This window comes from Nostoc sp. (assembly GCF_036917975.1).
In the GTDB taxonomy this organism is placed as follows: Bacteria; Cyanobacteriota; Cyanobacteriia; order Cyanobacteriales; family Nostocaceae; genus Nostoc.
The window spans coordinates 37,911-52,270 of the sequence record NZ_JBALEJ010000113.1; the positions used below are offsets into that span (position 1 = coordinate 37,911).

Genomic DNA, 14,360 nt, shown 5'->3' on the forward strand with positions numbered 1-14,360 from the left:
AAGCTACATTATCAGGGTCTTTGTAGACGGGGTAGGTAAAGCCCCCGTTATAGATGCCACCGCCGTTTGTCCCCGAATCAATAACGTTCGGTTCAACAAGCTCGGGGTCAGGAGGGGGGAGGTAAGGGATGTCGAATTACCGCTTATGATGCTATTACTCAGGGTTATAATACCCAAATTATAGATGCCGCCGCCATATTGTGCTGTGTTGCCACTGATGATGCTGTTACTCACGCTTATAGTGCTGGAGGTAGCATTACTGTACTGTCCGTTGTAGTTATAAATACCACCACCGCCGCCATCTTGTGCCGAATTGCCACTAATGATGCTGTTAATTATATTGATACTATAAGGGATTGAGCCGGGGAAATTTATGATAGCGCCAGTGGTATCATATATACCATTGGCTGGGGCACCATCATAGATTCCACCGCCGTCGCCGAGTACCGAGTTACCACTAATGGTGCTATTACTCACGGTTATAGTGGCAGAGAGTGGGTTGTCGCCGTCAATATAGATGCCGCCGCCGCTACCTGCTGTGTTGTCACTAATGCTGCTGTTATTCACTGATAGAGTTGGAGTACCCCCGGTAATATAGATGCCGCCGCCGTTACTTGCTGTGTTGTCACTAATGCTGCTGTTACTCACTGATATTGGAGTACCCCCGATACCGTCCGTGATGTTGATGCCGCCGCCGTACTCTGCTGTGTTCCCACTAATGTTGCTGTGGTTCACAGTTACGGGGTTGTCGTCACTCTGAATGCCACCGCCGCTATATGCTGCTGTGTTGTCAGTGATGCTGCTGTAGTTCACGGTGAGGCTGCCACTGCTTTGGATGCCGCCACCGCTACTTGCTGTGTTGCCAGCGATGGTGCTGTAGTTCAAGGTTGTTATAGGCATCATCGAAGTACCGTCAAAATAGTTGGTTTGGATGCCGCCCCCGCCCTGATCTGCTGTGTTGCCAGTCATAGTGCTATAGTTCACGGTCAGGCTTCCATCATTGTAAATACCGCCGCCGCCCTGATCTGCTGTGTTGCCAGTGATGATGCTGTGGTTCACTGTCAGGCTGCCAGTGTTGTGAATGCCGCCGCCCTCGCCGAGGAGGTATCCGTTATCGGGGTCTGTTGTGTTGCTCTTTGCTGTGTTGCCAGTGATGATGCTGTTGCTTAAGGTAAGAACGCCTTCATTGGAGATCCCACCACCACCTCCAGCTTCATCGTAGCTATTGGTAATAGTCAGCCCGTTGATTGCAGATGTTACACCACTGGCAATGTCAAAAACACGAGACGCACTATCATCCTTAATAGTTAGTAAGCTCGGATTTGTGCCTTCAATAGTCAGGTTGTCTGTGATACTCAGACTACTACCAGGCAGACTGATGGTATGAGCCAGCCCATCTGTAAACAGCCCACCAAAATTGATGATGTCTTTTCCTGAAAGAGCATTAGCATCTAGCACTGCCTGCCGCAGTGAACCTGTACCACTGTTATTTGTATTAGTGACGGTAAATGTAGACATTCCGATTACTCCAATTGTTTAAAATCGTATAAAATTTGACATCAGATATAAGTCTGCAAGCATTTTTCTGCTGTTTACCTGTAGAAAGAGATCAAAGTTAATTTGAAAAACTGCGAGCGCCCTACTAGTCTGCCAACCCAAAAATGTGCTTTTTCAGGTTGGGGTGCATATTAAAGGTTAAAGGGGAAGGGTTAAAACACTTTCCCAAATAGCCAAGTTTACTCTCGTGAACTACTGAGAGCATTTTGAGATTTAAGTCTTAATTGTTTGACTTAATTGTGATGAATTTAATTAGATTAATTCATTAACTGACAGTTCTTTTTTTTTTAAGATTTTATTTATATCTATGTCAGTGTTGTGTCATTAATATGTCAAATGTGTATATAGAAGTTCAAATAAAAATCTTTCTAAAGACAGATGAATGATTCAAGTAAAGAGTATGTAAATACTTGGTAAAGAATAAAATTTTACTTTGATTAAAGAATAAGTTTTAGAGAAAGTATAACTGTTTCAAATGGATTTACTTTTACTAACTCCACCCCATCTTTTGACATTGATGTAACACCAGCGTCAGAACCAACACTACTAAATGAATCTAATACATTACCAGGATTATTTGTATTAACTGGATTTGCATTATTACTATGTAGAAAGAACACGAAAGATGATGATAAATTAATGTAATATTAAGTTGCGATCGATAGTATTATTTAAGGAAAGTAAAAATCAGCGATGATTGGAAAAGCCGACAAAAACCTAACCCCCTAATACCATTTCACTTTAAGGTTGATACAAATAGGCAGCAGGGGGCAAGGGAAAAGAGTTAGAGATAAATCATTTGTATCAGGTATTTCATGAAATGGTATAATCCGCTTCCTATATCAGGAAGGGGAAAAGTCAGATTACAAACTTGCTTACCCATCAATTGAAACTTGACAGCCTACTATAAAGATATTGTCGAATTCGCAAGCAGCCAAGCTTTCTGAGTCCACGCGTTATTAAATAACCCGACCTCTGACACTTTTAATTGAAATGAATGGGGTGGTGATTGTAGCAACAATGGCGAACCTTTATCATGGGCCTCAACTAAGTTAACTATCCAGGGAAGAAAGTCTAATATCTCTTTTGGTAGTACAGTTAACTCGAAATCCCACACTAAATTTAGACCCAGGCATACTTGTCCTTTTCTGAACACCGTCACTCTACCAGCACTCTTGTTAATAGCCAGTCGAAGAATGAATGGGCGAAATGGGACAAATTCATCGGGTGCTGTATAAGCGTATACATTCATGTAGTTCAGTCTTTGCCTATGATCCATCCAAGATGCGATCGGTGAATTACTACTATAAGATGTACCAGTTATAATCACTGGCATACTCATAGCAGCAGCAAAGTTAGAGTAGAACTTATGCCTTAGTTCGCTAACAATATGTTTAGCTTCTGGGTTCATGGTTGCTACACCTATTACAAAAACGATACCTGCGATCGCCGACGCTAACGCATGGCTTCATCAGAGACAGTTATAATGAATTGCGGAAACTTCTCTTACGCTGTTTGAGCTTTTACAGGGGCGTTTCAAAGTGACGGTGCTTTCTGATATCTGGAAAAATCCCCGCTTTGGATACTTCCCGCTTAAATCGACGTAAGGCTGATTCAATCCCTTCACTTTCGCCTGTGATTATTTGGGTTGTAGTATACTATAACGTTTACTAAATGACTTAAATTAGTGGTTCGGTTGTGGTCAACACTCAAGTCAACAAAATCACAAAAAAAGCAGATGCCTTGTCTGCCCTCAAGACCTTAGAGTTAAATTCTTGCTTTTAGACTTAATAGCGGCGAGAATCACCACCACCGCCACCACCATAGTTTCCTCGTCTACCACCAGAGGAACCCCCATCTGTCTTGGGCTTGGCTTTATTAACTTTTAAATTTCGACCCATCCATTCAGCATTATCAAGGGCATCAATCGCCGCTTGTTCTTGTGCGTCTGATTCCAATTCTACAAAGCCAAAACCTCTTACCCGACCTGTTTCTCGGTCGATAGGCAATTGAACATTTTTGACAGTTCCGTATTCTGCAAAGACTTGCCGGAGGTCATCTTCTTTAACCTCATAAGATAGATTACCGACGTAAATTGACATAAAATGTGTCCAGAATCAAAAGGTGTAGAGATTTAGATCCGGAGAGGTCTGTAATACAAGTATATATAAAAACAAACTACATAGCCGAATTTCATCTTCCACGCATACTTTAACATAAATGAAGAAGTTATATTCATCAGCAACACTATACTTATTGCAATTCAATTTGAAATAAAACCAGTGCGATCGCTTGTAACATAAAATTAATCTCCATCCAGCATTTGCTAACACCTTGACGCCCATGTTTTGCGACTACCTAATCCAAATCCTGACTGCCCGTGTGTATGATGTTGCTCAGGAAACACCACTTGAGTATGCACCAAATTTATCGGCGCGGCTGAATAATCAACTCCTGTTGAAACGTGAAGATATGCAGTCAGTATTTTCTTTTAAATTACGGGGTGCTTATAACAAAATGGTGCAACTGCCACCAGATGTATTAGCAAAGGGTGTAATCGCGGCATCTGCGGGGAACCATGCTCAAGGAGTCGCCCTTGCAGCCAATCGCTTGGGAACCAAAGCGATTATCGTGATGCCAATAACTACGCCTCAAGTCAAGGTGGACGCTGTGAGAATGAGGGGCGGGGCAGTTGTGTTACATGGAAACACCTACGACGATGCTTATAGCTATGCCCGTGAATTAGAAATAGAAAAAGGATTGACCTTTATTCATCCCTTTGACGATCCTCATGTCATCGCCGGACAAGGAACAATCGGGATGGAAATTTTACGGCAATATCAGCAACCCATCCATGCGATTTTTGTTGCAATTGGAGGAGGTGGATTAATTTCTGGGATTGGGGCTTATGTGAAACGGTTGCGTCCCGAAATCAAGATTATTGGTGTTGAACCAGTAGATGCTGATGCGATGTCTCAATCACTCAAAGCTGGACATCGGGTGCGCTTGTCGCAAGTGGGGTTATTTGCTGATGGCGTGGCGGTGCGAGAAGTCGGTGAAGAAACCTTCCGTTTATGTCAGCAGTATGTAGATGAAATCATTTTGGTGGATACAGACGCTACTTGTGCTGCGATTAAAGACGTGTTTGAGGATACGCGATCAATTTTAGAACCGGCTGGTGCATTAGCGATCGCAGCGGCTAAAGCTTACGTCGAACGAGAACAAATCCAGGGAGAAACCTTAATCGCTATTGCCTGCGGTGCAAACATGAATTTTGATCGCCTCCGCTTTGTCGCAGAACGAGCAGAGTTTGGTGAACGCCGCGAAGCGATCTTTGCAGTTACAATTCCAGAAGAACGGGGAAGTATTCGCCAGTTTTGTGAATGTATTGGCAACCGTAATCTTACCGAGTTTAATTATCGCATTGCCGATGAAAAAACAGCCCATATTTTTGTAGGTGTGCAAATTCAAAACCGTGCTGATGCTGCAAAGATGGTAGAAACCTTTGAAGCTCATGGATTTGAAACCCTTGATTTAACGGACGACGAACTAACCAAGTTACATCTGCGGCACATGGTAGGTGGGCACTCTTTCCTGGCTCACAATGAATTGCTCTATCGTTTTGAGTTTCCCGAACGTCCCGGCGCATTGATGAAGTTTGTTACTTCCATGAGTCCCAACTGGAATATCAGTCTTTTTCACTATCGCAACAACGGCGCAGACTACGGACGAATCGTTGTTGGTATCCAAGTTCCCCCCCACGAGATGGAAGAGTGGCAAGCTTTTCTCGATCATTTGGGCTATCGCTATTGGGATGAAAACAAGAATCCGGCATACAAGTTGTTTTTGGGATAGGTAGGGGCTGGGGACTGGGGACTGGGGACTGGGGACTGGGAACTGGGGACTGGGGACTGGGGAAGATGGGGAAGATGGGGAAGATAGGGAGTAGGTAATAGAGGAATACAGTTCAGAATGAGCAACAAAACACTTGTAGAGACGGCGATTTATCGCGTCTCGAAAACCCAAAATTGTTGCTAGTAGCCCTTAACCCAAGCGTATTGGGTAATAGATAGCAAACAATAGAGGTGTAGAGAGAGGCAAAGAAGCAGAAAAACAATCCCCAATCCCTAATCCCCAATCCCCAGTCCCCAATCCCCAATCCCCATTCCCAATTTAACGAGAACTACTCTTTAATATCAGATTGGAATCCCAAGTATAGAAGCCGATTTGGTTAGGAACTCTAGAGAATCTGCCTGTACGATAGCCTCTAGATAATTCATTCAACACCTTATTTTTGATCTCTCTAAGTTGCTGAGAATCTATTTCTCCATAAATTCCGGCGATGACTTCAGCGACGCTGAAAACTTTACCTGGATTTTGTTCTAATAGAGAGGTGAGGGCATCAATCAAGAATAGACCCTCAAAGGCTTTGAGCATCGGTACTGTTTTTGCCGGGGGTATGAAAGGCTTCTTATTTTTGTTTTTGATACTCCTAAAAGCACCATTGCGATTACTTGGGGCTACCAGACTTAAATCCAGAGTATAACAACCTGGTTCATCGGGAATAGTTACCCAGTAATTTCTTTCTCTACCTTGGGTGAGGGAAGATTGCACCCTACCTTTAACTACTCTGAATAGATTGGAATCTAACTCTCCATAAAGCGATCGCACGATAAAATCGATATGACAAACAGTACCTATCTGCTCTTGCAATAGCTGTTTTATGGCTTCCATTCGCGAGATAGTGTGCTGATATTGAGGTAGTAAAGGGATTTCTACCACCTTCGTGGAACTATCGTTGTTCTCTGGGGCGATCTTTGGATCGGTTGATGTAGTTAGAGGTTGACTCTCTTTTGTATCAACAGCAGCAGAAAAAGAATTATTGATCTCAACCTGATTTGAGTCTTTTTGTTCTGACTGTACAGACTCCACCAAGTTGATTTCGTCGATGTCATCAAGGGGTGATAAAAACCGCAAAGAACCTTCTGGGGAAAGATTTGAGGTTTCATCAGCCGCAGTTAGTCTTGATATCTGTTGGTTGGCATCAGAAAAAGACCAGTTAGACAATAACGCTTCTACATGATCGAGTTGCGATCGCGCCTGTACAAAGAGGCGTTCGTACTCTTCTGTGAGGCGAGCATAATAATCTCGCAATTCTAACAGTGGTGAGAGAAAGGTGCCCGGAGGCGGTTCTAATTGTCCATTTTGAGTCATAAGGCTTTAATCAATTTAAATCTATGTCACTTTTATAAGACATTGCTCTGGGTTTTGCCTTGTGAGATGCTGGTTGGGATTTCTTAGGCGGTTGGGGAGGGCGACATCTCTCACAATATAAAGGTCGAGGGCCGAAAGTCTCGCGCTTTGTCAGATCGTTACACTCTTTACAGACAAACTGGAAAACACGAGTATGAATCTGTCTTTTGTGTGCCCTGACAGTATATTCCCTAACATCAATGAATTTACTTGCCATAATTCAGGAATTGTGAATTGCCGACGTATCAATGTCCTACCAATATAGCTATTCAAGCAAATCAAACCGCATCAGTGTGTGTTTATGTAGAAGTTTTATTCAAATCAGTGAATTTAACGCCTAGCATAAAGTGCCGATGAGCAACTTGAGAGTTAGCTATTGACTATTCTCTCAGCATATAAGAGGAGCAAACACTAGTACCGCAAGGCGGAATTCAAAATTCAAAATTCAAAATTCAAAATTAATACAGCGTAAGCGTTTCATTGATTTTAAATGGGTGGTTTATTTACGCCGTGTTGTACCAGCACCATTTCTTAGGCGCAGGCGGTTGACATTACCCTCATCGTAAGAAATGGATAGAGGAAAGTGCAGGATTATTCGCTTCTACTTTTATTGGCAAATCGAAGCCATTCCTGTCTAAAAAAACAACCGCCTCCTAAAAATAGAAGGCGGTGTGCGATCGCTAATCCAAGTATGATTGCAATAAGTTTTATCCAGTATGTCAGACTACTGCTGACTGGGAGTAGCAGGTTGCGATTGAGGTTGTGGTTGTGCGCGTAAACGGCGCAAAGACTCCCGCAACTTGTTTTGGCTAGTGTTATCTCTTTGCCGCCTATTTGTGGTTGCTGGTGGCTTTTGTGATGAATCGGTAGCGGCTGGCTCACGTCGGAGGCGGCGTAAGGACTCTCTTACATTTCCTTGAGTGCGAGTTGTTCTAGCTTCAGATGACGAGCTTGTAGTACCACTTTCCGCTCTTTGAGGTTCCAGTCGCCGGCTCAATCCAGATATTGCTGGTTTTGTGGTTGTAGCTTCATTAGATGAGGGTGCCAACTCTCTGCGCCTACGTCTTGGGGATTCTTCTGTGGAATTGGCAGCCGTTGTCTGCTGGGCTCTTTCTTGTGCTTGTCTTTCTTCTGCTTGTCTTTGCGCTTGCCGTTGTTCAAGTTCGCGCGATCGCCGTGAACCTTTTATGGCAAATTCAGTGGCGATAGATACCCCTTGTCTACCACCTTCTGCGGGTTTTAATTTCCACTCACGCGCTTGTCTGGCTGTTTCTTCATCTAATTCGCGGTTTCCACTGGAGCGAGCAATCCGCACATTGGTAACATTACCTTGTGCATCAGTATCGACAGCTACTTCTACTTTGCCTTCAACTCCTCGCCGTCTTGCTGCTTCTGGATACTTGGCGTTGCATTCGCGGCAGGCTGCACGACCATTACCATTACCATTACCATTACCTGAAGTGTTAATTGTTGGAGGTGTTGGCGCTATTGGCGCTGTTGCTACTGTCGGACGGTTCTCTACTCCACTGCCAATACCACTGCCAGTGCCACTACCAATGCCAGTACCAGTACCACTACCAGTACCGCTACCAATTCCAGTGCCAGTACCGCTACCAATTCCACCGCCAGTGCCAGTGCCAGTACCTCCACCAGTGCCAGTGCCAGTACTTGTACCTACAGCAATACCACTACCTGAGCCTAAACCAACACCAGAGCCGCCACCACCACCACCGCCTGCTGAACTTTTAGGTGGGGCTGATTGTGGAACGGGTGCAGATTTAACCGCAACTTCTGGCTTAGTAGCAATTGCTTTTGGCAGTGTATTTGTCGGCTGTGGCTTCCGAGTGACTGTTGTAATCTGTTCTTCCTGCTGAATTTTTTCTACTGGTGGAGTTTCTATAGGCTGTTTTTGGACAATAAGTGGTTCTTTTTTGATTTCTTCTGGAATCTCTGCAATTGGTTTTTCTGGTTCGGCAGTTGGAGAATCCACGACCGCAAACTCTATTGGTTCTTCTTCACCTGTGGGCACTTTCGTTAAATAATTACCTATGCCTGATGACAGTACGCCGATATGCAGCGCCAGTGAACCTATCAGACTGTAAGTCAGAAAAGACTTGAGAGCCTCAACTTCTTTGGAACGTTGCTCGACAGTAGTGCCGGAAAAACTCATAGCTATTGCTACCTATTCTCACTAATTTAGCTATCTTAGAATGCATGGTTGCAAATATCAAGTAAAAAATTAAAATTATTTCGGGCACTGTTACGAACAGCATACTTAATAGTAAAAATATCTTTAACTGTTGATTATGAGGATTTCTAGATACAGTTAATTTTTGTGTTATGTATTAATTAAATTAATTTATATAAAATAGAAAAATATTTAATAAAATTAATGATCGCTAAATTTGAAAAAATTATGATTATATCTTAGACTCTATTGAGAAAAGATTTCATTTTTTAGCTTGATTCTGGTAGTCTGATTTTGTATTGTTGATGACGTTTAGAGGCACTACATGGGAATTCAGAATTTGTTTGAAGCAGGCGGTGTGGTCATGTTACCCCTGTTGGCCTTTTCGGTGTTGGCAGGGGCACTAATGATTGAGCGGGCAAAGTTTTGGATACAAATTGGTAAGCGTCAAAACCGGGTAGTGCGAGAGGTTTTAAATCTTTATCGACTTGATAATGTCGTGAGTGCTGTGGATAAGCTGCAAAAAAATGTAGATTTACCCATAGCACGCATTTTTCTGGCTGGACTACAGCTAGAAAGACCGACTCCAGAGAAATTTCGTTTGGCTTTGAAAAGCGAAGCACAAGCAGAAATTCCTCTGCTCAAGCGGTTTCAAGCTGTATTTGACACCATTATCGGTTTAGCGCCTTTGTTGGGACTTCTCGGCACAATTTTAGGATTAATTCGCTCATTTGCGGGACTGAATATTGGTGATGTCGGAGGTACTAAAACTGGTGTAGTCACTGCTGGTATTAGTGAAGCTTTAGTTGCTACCGCCTCAGGATTGATTGTGGCTATCTTTGTGCTTTTAGGAGCCAGTATCTTCCGGGGACTATACCAGAGACAGATAACAATGATTCAAGAGTACGGCGGACAGTTAGAAATACTGTTCCTCGATCGCTATGACCAACTCGATCGCCACGAACACCAGGAGAAGTCCTATGGATCTAGATGATAATGAACCAGATTTACCACCGTTTATAAATGTAGTACCTTTGATTGATGTAATGTTTGCCCTTTTGACATTTTTTATTATGTCAACACTGTTTTTAACACGATCGGAAGGGCTACCAGTAAATCTACCGAAGGCAGCCACGGCCAAAGAACAGCAAATTCCCAATAAAATTACCATCACGGTAGATGAAAAAGGTCAGGTCAGCCTAAACCGCAAGCCAGTAGTAGTTAATGATTTAGCAGCGCAAGTGCGGACTTTAGTTGGTTCTAACGCAGATACATTGGTGATTATTAATGCCGATCAAAAGGTCTTGCACGGTGAGATAGTGGGGATAATGGATCAAGTACGTCAGGTGAAAGGAGCAAGGTTAGCGATCGCTACCCAAAGATAAAAACTAAGTAAGTCGGCGTAAATAATTATAGCGTTTCTCGTTTACGTGAGGTACACCCGTAGGGTCACGGTATGTTCGGGAAACGCTATATTGTTGGGATAAGGCAGAAAGCAGGGACTTAACTATTGTCTGATCGCAGATTTCAGCAAGCATAGGAGCAATCATAAATTCTCTGTATAATTCTGAATTTTGAATTCTGACTCCTTTTTATTCTGTTTGATGTATGAATAGAGAAGTTGGCGATCGCTCCGAGGATTTACAATTAAGCAGGGACTATTACCGTAACTTCCATTACTTACAAGCACAACAGTAACGCCTATTCGGGGACAAACTCCTAAACAACTGGTGCTAACCACCCGAAAATCACCCCATAATCCGTCAAATTTTAAACGCGATTTCAACCAATTTTCTAAGTCTTCGGAAGCTGTTGAGCCTGACTGCTCGTTTGTACATTGCGAACACACAAGCACCAAACCAGACTCCCATCGGGGAGAAACACTAGGAATAGAAGTCTCTAATGAGCGAGGGCGAGAATTAGAATTTATTAAGGGCGATGGTTGCTGAGAATTGGATGCAAACCTTGTGAAGATACGTTGGAGTAATATTTTAATACGCCGGAGGAATTTTTTCATGGACGACCCTACCTATTTCTCTCAGTGACAGAATAATATAAGTTTCCCGTTTAGTCTGTTCTAGTAGATCAAAGTATTTATCAAGAGCGAGAATTTATTGCAGGTCGGTTTAAAAGATACAATCAAAAAAACGTAACTAATTGGGTAAGCTACCGCTATTTTGTGATATAAACCATCCAAGGCTAAAATACTGTAGAAGAAATCGGCCTGCGATCGCTTGCATTAATTGAGTGAAAACTACCAAATTCAGAAGCACAATGACGAAAGTTACACTCTACATTGCAGCTAGTTTGGATGGCTACATTGCTCGCACCGATGGCGGAATTGATTGGCTATCAATCCTTGATACAGAAGGTGAAGACTTCGGTTACACTGCTTTCTACGAATCGATTGATGCGATCGTTTTAGGTAGTAATACGTATGAAGTCGGGCTTGGTTTTGAACAATGGCCTTATCCAGAAAAAAAATCCTTCGTTTTCACCCAGCGCCATCTCCAATCTGACCGTGAGGACGTTGTGTTTGTTTCTGAACCAGTAAAACAGGCGTTAGCAAATATAGAGACTGAAGGTTTTAAAAATATCTGGCTAGTTGGTGGCGGAAAATTAATCAATTCGTTTCTTCAGCACAGCTTGATTGACGAATATATTATTTCAACTATTCCAACTATCTTAGGTGGTGGTATACAACTTTTCCCACCGCCTACCCCTGAAGAGAAATTGGAACTAATTAACTCAAAACAATATTCTAGTGGTTTACTCCAGTCACATTACAGGCGACAAATCAAAAATTAAAATAATTCGTAATTATTAATGATAATATCTATAAATTACGCATTAACTTAGGGAGTTTTCTGCCTTCGCGTAGCGTCTCGTAGAGAAGGGAAGACGCTACGCGAAGAGCGTCATTACAAATTAACTAAAGAAGTTTCTGAACGGCATTGCTAAATTCTTCGTAAGGAGAAACCCCTACTATCGTTTCTGCTAAGATACCATCTTTGAAAATTAAAACTGCTGGAATACTGCGAAGACCGAATTTTTTGAAAATTGGCTTGTTACTGTCAACATCCACCTTAACGACTTTAGCGCGACCTTTGTATTCTTCGGCAAGTTGATTCATTAACGGACTGACTAGGCGACAAGGCCCACACCAAGTAGCAGTAAAATCAACAACAACAATTTTTTCTTCACTTCCATTTAAAACAACATCAAATTCGCTTTCTTCAACGTAACTAACTATGTCAGTATCAGTAGACATTTTTCAATTCCTTAGTATCAAACTAAAATCTCAGCAAAAAGCTAGCTATATAAACTATACTCCCTTCTGAGTGTCAGATTCACCAGTTGCCTACATTGGAAAATTCCCGCAGATGAGTAGCGTATACTTAATAACTTACAATTTTTGTAGGTAGAGTGCGTTATGCGATCGCACCCTACCAACCAAATCTAAAAACCTATGCCTTCAAGGCGTAGAAGCGTCAATACTCATCCTGTCGTTCAAACAGTTCCAACAAACCAATTGTGCCGACAAAAAAAGTATAAGTAGCATATTTTATTGGTATTTTTTGTCTTGCAGGTGCATAAAAAGCTGCTATAATACCTTCAATAAAATGGCTGATCATGGCAAAACGCTCAATCCAAAAAATTGGATTCAGACTGCTTGGTACATTAGTATTAGTGATGACTGCATAAATATTCCACGATTCCAATCCAATTGCGCTTGTTATAAGCACTGTAGATATAATTTTTACAAAGGTATAAATCTTTTTCTTAATAAACTTTAAGTCCATACTGTTCACAAAAATAATGTTTATAGCGTTTCCTAATCATACAAGGTACATCATAGTCCCCTCTACGAAACCAGCTGCGAGGGCTTTGGGTGTGGAATTCTTTTAGCTCACCATGAACAGCTATATTTAAAAAATGACAAAAGTGTGGAATAATACATAGGTGAAAAATTTCACTGCACTCCATACATTGATCGTAAAACTAAAGCTATGATTGCTCAACATTACAACTCAACCCATGTTGAAAATAATTTGCTTAAACAAATCAAAATTAAAGAAAATCAGATAAAAATCGCACAAGAATCTGATATGATCCATGTAGCAGAAGAATTACAGGGTCAATTATTAAGGCTACAGTCTCAATTATCAGAGCCGCAAGAGCAAGACGTTGAAGTTCAAGCGTTGATGGCTTTGCTAGACGATTAAAATTGTAAATTTGTGTTACAAATTTTCTTGAAAACACAAAACCTCTGTAACCCTAAATCGTATGTTATTTAATTCTTATTCCTTAGATAAGACCTTGAGGTTTTTGCTGGAGATTTGGTTTTTTGATTTGCGGTACTGAATCAATCTTAAGAACAGGTTTAATTGAGCGCTGTTGTTCTAGCCTCAGAATTTGAATTTCTCTCTCAATTGAATCTTTTCCTTGCCTAAAAAAGTCTTGAGAATTATATGGAACCAAGTCACGGGATAAATGTTGAGCTTGTCCTGGAGTTAAACTAGGAATAGCTGGTTCAGCATTGGCAGAAGTTTGTATAGCTAGAAAAAAAGCTGTTGAAACTACCAAGGGTTTTATTTTTATACATCCGGTGGATATTAGGTTTAACATAATTGATACATCTGTTGCGTGAATCCTGCTTCAAACCATCTTGTATTGGTCTGACTATAAGCAAAGTACACTTATTGGGTTGCTAATTACCTCCCACAAATGGGTGAATTAATCAATCAAACTATTAGTACAGCACAGCAAAAATCCAGCCACCATATCAATTCACTAGCCAAGTTGCTCAAGCAACTTGTTAAAACTAGACAAACTTCTACCACTTGAAATTTCGATGAATGTTGAGAGCTAAAAAATTGTCCTAGATGCAAAAAATCTCCTATGGTGAAATAATTTCAATTACCAAATCAGGAGGAACAGGACAAGCTTCGTTTTCATCCCAGTTAGCAGGTAAACGTTCATAAGAAATGTACAAGATATCTGGAATTGGCATCCAATCTCGTCCCCGACGGGTTAATGGAACAGCCCATTCTGGGCAAACTTCTCCTTTCCCTTCACACGATTGCTCAATCAAATTGAGAAGGACACGGGTAAGTTTTGCGTGAAAAAATTTTGGTGACATTTTAGGAATTGCTTGACCATCAATGAGTTCGTAGGTGATATCTCCCTCGCCTGATGGAAGATTTAAGAACTCTTGCAAGGTCAATTGATTCTTGGCTTGGAGTATCATGGCTGAATAATTCGTAATTCGTAATTCGTAATTCGTAATTCGTAATTCGTAATTGAAGAACAGAGCAACTAATTTTTATTCTTACTCCTGAATTCTTACTCCTGAATTCTG

The 14,360-nt window shown here is 41.6% G+C and carries 16 protein-coding genes and 2 pseudogenes; 5 read left to right on the forward strand and 13 right to left on the reverse strand.

What is annotated here, in order from left to right:
- Positions 1-3: 3 nt before the first annotated feature.
- From V7K76_RS33745 to V7K76_RS33760, 4 genes and pseudogenes are all read right to left on the reverse strand, one after another.
- Positions 4-1,518: a beta strand repeat-containing protein gene (locus V7K76_RS33745; RefSeq protein ID WP_334953763.1), complete on the reverse strand. Its 1,515-nt coding sequence runs from the start codon at positions 1,516-1,518 to the stop codon at positions 4-6.
- Positions 1,519-2,461: 943 nt separating this feature from the next.
- Positions 2,462-2,968 (reverse strand): hypothetical protein, encoded by a 507-nt coding sequence (locus V7K76_RS33750; RefSeq protein WP_334776866.1) that lies wholly within the window; start codon positions 2,966-2,968, stop codon positions 2,462-2,464.
- A 115-nt stretch (positions 2,969-3,083) separates the two neighbouring features.
- Positions 3,084-3,200: pseudogene (rpsU, locus tag V7K76_RS33755) on the reverse strand (30S ribosomal protein S21); the annotation flags it as partial.
- A gap of 144 nt (positions 3,201-3,344) precedes the next feature.
- A complete protein-coding gene (locus V7K76_RS33760) occupies positions 3,345-3,659 on the reverse strand; it encodes an RNA recognition motif domain-containing protein (RefSeq protein ID WP_334776868.1) in 315 nt (104 codons plus the stop codon).
- A gap of 241 nt (positions 3,660-3,900) precedes the next feature.
- Here V7K76_RS33760 and ilvA point away from each other — a divergent pair, with 241 nt between their 5' ends.
- Positions 3,901-5,412: a threonine ammonia-lyase, biosynthetic gene (gene ilvA, locus V7K76_RS33765; protein ID WP_334776869.1), complete on the forward strand. Its 1,512-nt coding sequence runs from the start codon at positions 3,901-3,903 to the stop codon at positions 5,410-5,412.
- Positions 5,413-5,730: 318 nt separating this feature from the next.
- Here the strand turns inward: ilvA and V7K76_RS33770 are convergent, their stop codons facing one another.
- The 3 genes from V7K76_RS33770 to V7K76_RS33780 all read right to left on the reverse strand — a co-directional run bounded on the left by V7K76_RS33770 (position 5,731) and on the right by V7K76_RS33780 (position 8,980).
- Entirely contained in the window at positions 5,731-6,771 is a 1,041-nt protein-coding gene (locus tag V7K76_RS33770; protein ID WP_334776871.1) for a hypothetical protein, read from the reverse strand.
- A 10-nt stretch (positions 6,772-6,781) separates the two neighbouring features.
- Positions 6,782-7,027 carry a hypothetical protein gene (locus V7K76_RS33775; RefSeq protein ID WP_099099597.1) on the reverse strand — a complete coding sequence of 82 codons (246 nt, stop codon included), beginning with the start codon at positions 7,025-7,027 and terminating at the stop codon, positions 6,782-6,784.
- Between the two features lie 507 nt (positions 7,028-7,534).
- A complete protein-coding gene (locus tag V7K76_RS33780) occupies positions 7,535-8,980 on the reverse strand; it encodes an energy transducer TonB (RefSeq protein ID WP_334776873.1) in 1,446 nt (481 codons plus the stop codon).
- A 343-nt stretch (positions 8,981-9,323) separates the two neighbouring features.
- Between V7K76_RS33780 and V7K76_RS33785 the strand changes: the two genes are divergently transcribed.
- Together V7K76_RS33785 and V7K76_RS33790 are read left to right on the forward strand one after the other, a co-directional pair.
- Positions 9,324-9,992, forward strand: a complete 669-nt coding sequence (locus V7K76_RS33785) for a MotA/TolQ/ExbB proton channel family protein (protein WP_334776874.1) — start codon at positions 9,324-9,326, stop codon at positions 9,990-9,992.
- A complete protein-coding gene (locus V7K76_RS33790; RefSeq protein ID WP_334776875.1) occupies positions 9,979-10,383 on the forward strand; it encodes an ExbD/TolR family protein in 405 nt (134 codons plus the stop codon). The genes V7K76_RS33785 and V7K76_RS33790 overlap by 14 nt, the downstream gene beginning before the upstream one ends.
- A 3-nt stretch (positions 10,384-10,386) precedes the next feature.
- Here the strand turns inward: V7K76_RS33790 and V7K76_RS33795 are convergent, their stop codons facing one another.
- Both V7K76_RS33795 and V7K76_RS33800 read right to left on the reverse strand, forming a co-directional pair.
- Positions 10,387-10,548: a hypothetical protein gene (locus V7K76_RS33795; protein WP_335030422.1), complete on the reverse strand. Its 162-nt coding sequence runs from the start codon at positions 10,546-10,548 to the stop codon at positions 10,387-10,389.
- Positions 10,545-11,015: a (2Fe-2S) ferredoxin domain-containing protein gene (locus V7K76_RS33800; protein WP_334776876.1), complete on the reverse strand. Its 471-nt coding sequence runs from the start codon at positions 11,013-11,015 to the stop codon at positions 10,545-10,547. Before V7K76_RS33800 ends, V7K76_RS33795 begins: the two co-directional genes overlap by 4 nt.
- 257 nt (positions 11,016-11,272) lie before the next feature.
- On the opposite strand from V7K76_RS33800, the gene V7K76_RS33805 reads away from it, so the two are divergent.
- Positions 11,273-11,806: a dihydrofolate reductase family protein gene (locus V7K76_RS33805; RefSeq protein ID WP_334776877.1), complete on the forward strand. Its 534-nt coding sequence runs from the start codon at positions 11,273-11,275 to the stop codon at positions 11,804-11,806.
- 124 nt (positions 11,807-11,930) lie between these two features.
- Here the strand turns inward: V7K76_RS33805 and trxA are convergent, their stop codons facing one another.
- Both trxA and V7K76_RS33815 read right to left on the reverse strand, forming a co-directional pair.
- Positions 11,931-12,269 carry a thioredoxin gene (trxA, locus tag V7K76_RS33810; RefSeq protein ID WP_292851230.1) on the reverse strand — a complete coding sequence of 113 codons (339 nt, stop codon included), beginning with the start codon at positions 12,267-12,269 and terminating at the stop codon, positions 11,931-11,933.
- A gap of 220 nt (positions 12,270-12,489) precedes the next feature.
- Positions 12,490-12,801: a hypothetical protein gene (locus V7K76_RS33815; RefSeq protein WP_334776879.1), complete on the reverse strand. Its 312-nt coding sequence runs from the start codon at positions 12,799-12,801 to the stop codon at positions 12,490-12,492.
- A gap of 207 nt (positions 12,802-13,008) precedes the next feature.
- Between V7K76_RS33815 and V7K76_RS33820 the strand changes: the two genes are divergently transcribed.
- Positions 13,009-13,224, forward strand: a complete 216-nt coding sequence (locus V7K76_RS33820; RefSeq protein WP_334776880.1) for a hypothetical protein — start codon at positions 13,009-13,011, stop codon at positions 13,222-13,224.
- Between the two features lie 82 nt (positions 13,225-13,306).
- On the opposite strand, the gene V7K76_RS33825 is transcribed toward V7K76_RS33820, so the two are convergent.
- Together V7K76_RS33825 and V7K76_RS33830 are read right to left on the reverse strand one after the other, a co-directional pair.
- On the reverse strand, positions 13,307-13,627 hold the full coding sequence (locus V7K76_RS33825; protein WP_334776881.1) for a hypothetical protein: 321 nt from the start codon (positions 13,625-13,627) through the stop codon (positions 13,307-13,309).
- A 274-nt stretch (positions 13,628-13,901) separates the two neighbouring features.
- Positions 13,902-14,249: pseudogene (locus V7K76_RS33830) on the reverse strand (Uma2 family endonuclease); the annotation flags it as partial.
- Between the last annotated feature and the right edge of the window lie 111 nt (positions 14,250-14,360).